This is a genomic window from Pengzhenrongella frigida, assembly GCF_004168625.1.
GTDB lineage: Bacteria > Actinomycetota > Actinomycetes > Actinomycetales > Cellulomonadaceae > Pengzhenrongella > Pengzhenrongella frigida.
Genome location: NZ_SDWW01000088.1, coordinates 1 through 5,414, shown reverse-complemented (window position 1 = coordinate 5,414; position 5,414 = coordinate 1). Strand labels below are relative to the sequence as shown.

The 5,414-nt window shown below is 75.3% G+C and carries 8 protein-coding genes; 4 read left to right on the top strand and 4 right to left on the bottom strand.

Annotation, left to right across the window (positions count from 1 at the left end; all coding sequences use genetic code 11):
- Positions 1 to 143 precede the first annotated feature (143 nt).
- Together EUA98_RS20110 and EUA98_RS19240 are read right to left on the bottom strand one after the other, a co-directional pair.
- Positions 144 to 458: a DUF6457 domain-containing protein gene (locus EUA98_RS20110; protein WP_207219169.1), complete on the bottom strand. Its 315-nt coding sequence runs from the start codon at positions 456 to 458 to the stop codon at positions 144 to 146.
- Complete coding sequence (locus tag EUA98_RS19240; RefSeq protein ID WP_130104295.1) at positions 455 to 775, bottom strand: carboxymuconolactone decarboxylase family protein; 321 nt, start codon at positions 773 to 775, stop codon at positions 455 to 457. The genes EUA98_RS20110 and EUA98_RS19240 overlap by 4 nt, the downstream gene beginning before the upstream one ends.
- 215 nt (positions 776 to 990) lie before the next feature.
- Between EUA98_RS19240 and EUA98_RS19975 the strand changes: the two genes are divergently transcribed.
- Entirely contained in the window at positions 991 to 1,716 is a 726-nt protein-coding gene (locus EUA98_RS19975; protein WP_165372925.1) for a TorD/DmsD family molecular chaperone, read from the top strand.
- Positions 1,713 to 2,705: an ATP-binding protein gene (locus EUA98_RS19230; RefSeq protein WP_165372924.1), complete on the top strand. Its 993-nt coding sequence runs from the start codon at positions 1,713 to 1,715 to the stop codon at positions 2,703 to 2,705. The genes EUA98_RS19975 and EUA98_RS19230 overlap by 4 nt, the downstream gene beginning before the upstream one ends.
- A 19-nt stretch (positions 2,706 to 2,724) precedes the next feature.
- On the opposite strand, the gene EUA98_RS19225 is transcribed toward EUA98_RS19230, so the two are convergent.
- A complete protein-coding gene (locus tag EUA98_RS19225) occupies positions 2,725 to 3,363 on the bottom strand; it encodes a hypothetical protein (protein ID WP_130104293.1) in 639 nt (212 codons plus the stop codon).
- A gap of 57 nt (positions 3,364 to 3,420) precedes the next feature.
- On the opposite strand from EUA98_RS19225, the gene EUA98_RS19220 reads away from it, so the two are divergent.
- Complete coding sequence (locus EUA98_RS19220; RefSeq protein ID WP_130104292.1) at positions 3,421 to 4,065, top strand: nucleoside/nucleotide kinase family protein; 645 nt, start codon at positions 3,421 to 3,423, stop codon at positions 4,063 to 4,065.
- Positions 4,066 to 4,090: 25 nt separating this feature from the next.
- Positions 4,091 to 5,050: a DUF2599 domain-containing protein gene (locus tag EUA98_RS19215; protein ID WP_207219168.1), complete on the top strand. Its 960-nt coding sequence runs from the start codon at positions 4,091 to 4,093 to the stop codon at positions 5,048 to 5,050.
- Positions 5,051 to 5,065: 15 nt separating this feature from the next.
- Here EUA98_RS19215 and EUA98_RS19210 read toward each other — a convergent pair whose 3' ends face one another.
- Positions 5,066 to 5,305 carry a toxin-antitoxin system YwqK family antitoxin gene (locus tag EUA98_RS19210; protein WP_130104291.1) on the bottom strand — a complete coding sequence of 80 codons (240 nt, stop codon included), beginning with the start codon at positions 5,303 to 5,305 and terminating at the stop codon, positions 5,066 to 5,068.
- Between the last annotated feature and the right edge of the window lie 109 nt (positions 5,306 to 5,414).

The following is a 5,414-nucleotide window of genomic DNA, read 5'->3' as shown; positions in this document are numbered from 1 at the left end:
TCCTGCTCGTCCTGGCCGGCGAACTCATCGGCCGCTCCCTGTTCTACGACTCCATGATCCGCATCGGCATGTAGCCCGACCGAGCAGACCTCAGGCCCGCCCCGAGAGATCGGAGCGGGCCTGAGGTCTGCTCAGCCGTCTACCTAGGCCTCGTCGACGGGCGTGCCGGCTTCGGTGGCGTTCCACCGTGCGACGAGCTTGCTCACCGCAGCCACGCGATCGGTCACCCCGACCGCCTGCTCCGCGGGGTCGGCCGAGGCCGCGCCGGCGGCGAGACCGACCAGGAACGCCGTCATCGGCGCGCCCGGCCGCGAGGGACCGTGCGCGACCTCCTTGATCAGGGCGAGCAGCGCGACCGTGTTCGCGTCCAGGACGGACCCGTCGACCCCGAGCTCCGCGCTGACCTCGCGGAGCCACCGGGCCATCACGGCCATCTTGTCGGTCTCGTCGGCGCTCATCGCCGTTCCCCCACGACGTCGTTCATCCACTGCCACGCGGCCACGACGGCGGGGAACCCGCGGGTGGTCAGGCCGAGAAGGATGACCTGCTCGATCTCGGCCACCGTCGCGCCCGCGTCGAGGGCCTTGCGCACGTTGGACCGGACCGCGCCCTCGGCCTGCGCGCCGACGGCGATCCCGAGCTTGACCAGGCGGGTGGTCTTCGCGTCGAGCGGGCCGGCCGCGTCGACCGCACTGGCGAGCGCGTCCTGCTGCGCGGCGACCGCACCGAAGCGGTCGCGGAAGCTGACATAGATGTCGGGCAGATGCTCGTGCATGGGGCTCCTTTGTCTTTCCCGCATCGTGGCACACCCGGGAGGCCGGTCGACGACGCGCCCGGGACCTCAGCCCACCGGTCGGGATCGGGGAGAATGGGGGCAGGACCTTTGCCGACGGCACCGCCGGCATGACCGTGGGCGGCCCCGCCGCCCTCACCGTGGGCGGCACTGCCGCCCTCACCGTGGGCGGCACTGCCGCCATGAGAGGGGACCACATGGTCACCACGACCGACTCCCCGACGCCGGGCCCATCGATCCCGGCCGAGAACACCGTACTGGTCGCCCTGCTGGCGGACCGCGCCGCGCTGGACGTCACCCTGGACCGGTTCGCCGGTGCGTTCACCGTGCTGTCCGGCCTGCTCGTGACGTCGTCCGACGCCGCCGTGCTCGACCGGGTGCGCGCACCGGACCTGCTCGCCGACTGGCCGCTGCCGGGCGACGTCGACTGCGCGCGCGGCGTGGACCTCCTGCGTCAGTCCGGCGCGGCGCCGGAGGACGAAGCCGTGGTCCGGCGGGACTACAACCGGCTCTTCTACGGCCCCGGCCCGATGATCGCCCCACCGTACGAGTCCGTGCACCGGTCCGAGGAGCGCCTCGTCTTCGAGCAGGAGACCATGCAGGTGCGGGCCGCCTACGCCGCGTTCGGCCTGGCCGCACCCCGCCTGAACAAGGAGCCCGACGACCACCTCGGGCTCGAGCTCGGCTTCCTCGGCGCGCTGTGCGTGCAGGCCATGGATGCGATCGATGCGGGCGACGAGCCCGAGCTGGTCCGGGTCCTCACCGGGATCCAGGACTTCCTCGACGAGCACCTGCTCGAATGGGGTCCGCAGTGCCTCGCCCAGGCCGCCGAGGGCGCGACGACGCTCTTCTACCGGGGAGTGGCCGCGCTCGGGCTCGGCACCCTGCGGTCCGCGAGGGACATCTTCCTGCCGCTCCCGTGACCGACGGGTCGGGCCTCGCCGGGGTGCAGCGCTGGCTGTCCCACCAGGCCGAGGAGGTCGCCCTCGAGCTGGTGTGCGCCGAGCACCCCGGCCCGGTCAGGGGCATCCCGGGGCGCACGGTGGTGCGCCTGTCGGGGTGTGCGCGCGAGCTGGCGAGCCATGAGCTGGTCGAGCTGCTCGGGCTCGGCGCGCGACAGGTCGCGGTGCGGCTCGACGGGTGCGCCGAGATCGACGACGCCGCGGCCCACCTGGCCCCGATCGTCGCGCTGCTCCGGGCCGGTCTGGTCGACCGGCTCACGATCGAGGGCGTCCCTCCCCGTTCGCCGCTGCCCGACGGCGGCGCCGGGAGCACGCCCGAACCTGTCGCCCCGGGGGACCGTGGCCCGCGCCGCCGGCGCGCCGTGCTCGAGGCGGCCGCCATGCCGGTCTCGCGCCGCCGCCTCCTCGGGCTCGGCGGCCCGGCGGGGCGTGAGCTGCCGCCGCCGTCGGCCGAGCCGCACGACCGGCTGGTCGCCGCGGTGCGCGCCCTCGTCGTGCCCACCGCGGCCCTGGCGGCGCTCGCCAGTCCGACGCCGCACCTGGTCGCGAGCGGCTGCACGGCGTGCGGGGTGTGCGTGCAGGCATGTCCGACGGATGCGCTGAGCCTGCGGCACGGCGCCGGCGGCGAGAACCTGTCGATCAGCACGCTGCTGCACCGCCCGGCGGTGTGCAACGGCTGTGCCCTGTGCGTCGACCTCTGCCCGGTGGACGTGCTGCTGGTGGCCGACCGGTGGCCGTGGAGCCGGCTGCTCAGTGACGACGAACATCCGGTGGTCACGGTCACGACCGCGCTGTGCGCGCGCTGCTCGACGAGCTTTCCGGTCGCGTCGGGTGAGAAGCTCTGCCCGGTCTGCACCTACCGGCGGCGCAACCCGTTCGGCTCGACCCTGCCGCCGGGAGCGGTCCTGGCCCCCGCCGCCGAACCGGAGCCGCCGTCGGCCGATCGATGAACCGGGGTGCGTGCCGTCCCTAGGGGGTCGGGTCCAGGAATCGCGCCCGGGTCTCGCCGAGCACCGCGCGCTGGTAGTCCCGGCCCGTCTCGATCGACACGAACCCCAGCAGCAGGCGGCCGATCACCCGCCAGATGTCGGCCTGGGCCGAACCGGCCAGCTGTTCGCCCAGGTTCGGCAGGGTGGGGACGAGGGCCTCGTCCACGATCGCGTGCTGCCGGGCGCGCAGGTCCTTGCCGAGCACGAGGTCACCGGCGGACCAGGCTGCCGCTTCGTCGCGGCACAGCGCGACGACGTCCGGCAGGTGGGCGAGCACCGGCAGGTGCGGGGCTACCAGCGCCGCATGGTCGACCTCGAGCGCGAGGAGATCGGCGTCGGCGCCGCGCCGGCGGGCCCCGCGGGCGTGCACGTCCAGACTCATCAGCGCGGCGGTGAACATCTCGGTGTCCGCGCCCAGCCAACGCACCCCGGCCCGCCAGGCACCGGCGAGCTCCCCGGTGCGCAGCCGGGCCACGGTCTGCCGGTCCGGGGTGGCCAGGACCGCGGTGAACGCCTCCCACGCGCCCGCCCGCTCGCCGGCCACCCGGGCGACCTGGTCGAAGAAGGCGGCGGGTGCACCGGCCGACAGCGAGGGCGGGGGCGTGGGGGTCTCGGGCATGAGGCCGAGGCTACGTGCCTGACCCCGCGGGCCGCCGCCAGCGCGCACACTGGCCGGGTGGTCGTCCAACCGGTGAGTCCCCAGGTCGTCGTGGACCTGCTCGTCGATCTCGCCGCGTCGCTCGAGCCCGGACGTCGATGGCGCATCGTCATCGACGGTGCGCCACCGACCCGACCCGGGGCCCTCGCCGATGCGCTGGTCGGTCCGCTGCGCGCCGCCGGCCGGCCGGTGGTGCGGATCAGCGCGGGCGACTTCCTGCGCCCGGCCTCGCTGCGCTGGGAGCACGGGCGCGAGGACCCGGACGCGTTCTACGACGACTGGCTCGATCTCGACGCGCTGACGCGGGAGGTGCTCACCCCGTTCGGGCCGGGCGGCACCGGCCGCTACCTGCCCTCGTTGCGCGACCCGGTGCGGGACCGGTCCACGCGCGCCGCGCGCCTGCAGGCACCCGCCGGTGCGGTCCTGGTGCTCGACGGCAGCCTCCTGCTCGGACGCGGTCTCGATCTGGACCGCACCGCCCACCTCGCGGTCCGTCCGGCCACGCTGGCGCGCCGCACGCTCGCGCACGAGCGCTGGACCCTGCCGGCGTTCGCCCGGTACGCGGCCGAGGTCGACCCCGAGCGGGGCGCCGACGTGGTCATCCGCGTCGACGACCCCCGACACCCGGCCCTCCTGCGCGGCGGGACGGCGGACCGGGCCTGACGGGTCGCCCCGGTACGGTGCAGCCATGACCGCACGACCCGCGATCGACGGCGACACCCGCCGCAGGCCCGACGGCGGTCGCGTCCGCCGGGTCCTCGGGCTCGCGCTCCTGGCCCTGGTCCTGACGGTGCCCACCGGATGCTCGCTGCCCGACTGGCTCGGCGGCTCGACGCCAGCCCCCCGGGAGTCCTCCTCGGCAGCGCCGGCCGCCGCGAGCCCGACCGGCGATCCGGGTCCGGGCGACCTGGCGGCGGCCGCCCGGTCCGGGGGGACACCGGCGCAGTCGGGCGCGGTGACGCTCGCGTTCGCGGCACCGGGTCCGCCGGTCGCCGCCGCGATGCAGGACGACGGGTCGGTCGTGCTGACCTGGACCGTGCCCGCCGCGAGCACGCCGGGCGCCGGCGTCCCCAGCAGTGGCGCCACGAGCGACCCCCTCGGGTCCACGCCCGGCACCACCGCACCCGTGCCGCGTCGGCTCGCCGCCGTCCTCGCCGCGCCGCCGGGCCTGCGCTTCGAGGCGAGGTCGGACCGATCCGTCGCGGTGCTCGGGAGCGGGCCAGACGTCGTGGGCGCCCTGCCGCGGGTGGTCGTCGTGGACGACACCGGGGCGCCGCTGGTCGCTGACCTGGTGGTGCGGGCGACCGATCCCGGACTGCTGGACGTCCTTGTCGACCCCGGACCCGCGGGGAGCGCCGCCCTGACCTTCGGCGCGACGCCCCTGGTCAGCGCGGACTGGGGTGAGCGCGAGGGTGGTCGCTCGCTCGCCGTCGTGCCGGCGTCCTGGGTCCGAGCCGGCAGCGTCGCGGCCCTGGACGCGCTGTGGTCGGCGCTCGTCGTCGTGGCGCCGGACGCCGACTCGACCTCGATGCACGACCAGCTCACGTGCCACGCGCTCGGAGCGCCGACCAAGGACAGCTGGAACCTCGAGCCGTGGCGTCCGGAGGTCGACGTGCTCACCCTGCTGGCGGCACGCTGCAACCCCTGACGGGGGTCCGTCGGGCTACTTGAGGGTCACCTTGTAGACGCGACCGGCCCGGTCGTACGTCGTCCACTCGCCCACCTGCTCACCGGCGGCGAAGTGGCCCGAGCGCAGCAGTGTCCCGTCCGTGCGGAACCACTCCCAGTAGCCCTCGAGCAGCCCGTCGCGGCGTCGACCGCGGGCCCGCAGGCTCCCGTCGCGGTGGTGCTCGAGGTGCTCCTGCTCGTCAGGGTCCTGCTCGTCGTGGTCCGTTCCTGGCATGGCGGCTCCGTTCGCAGGGCGGCTACGCAGCACACCCTAGCCCGGATCTTTCACGGGGTGCCGGCGCGCGGTCGTGACGGCGCGGTGGCCGTCGTCGCGGTGTGATTTT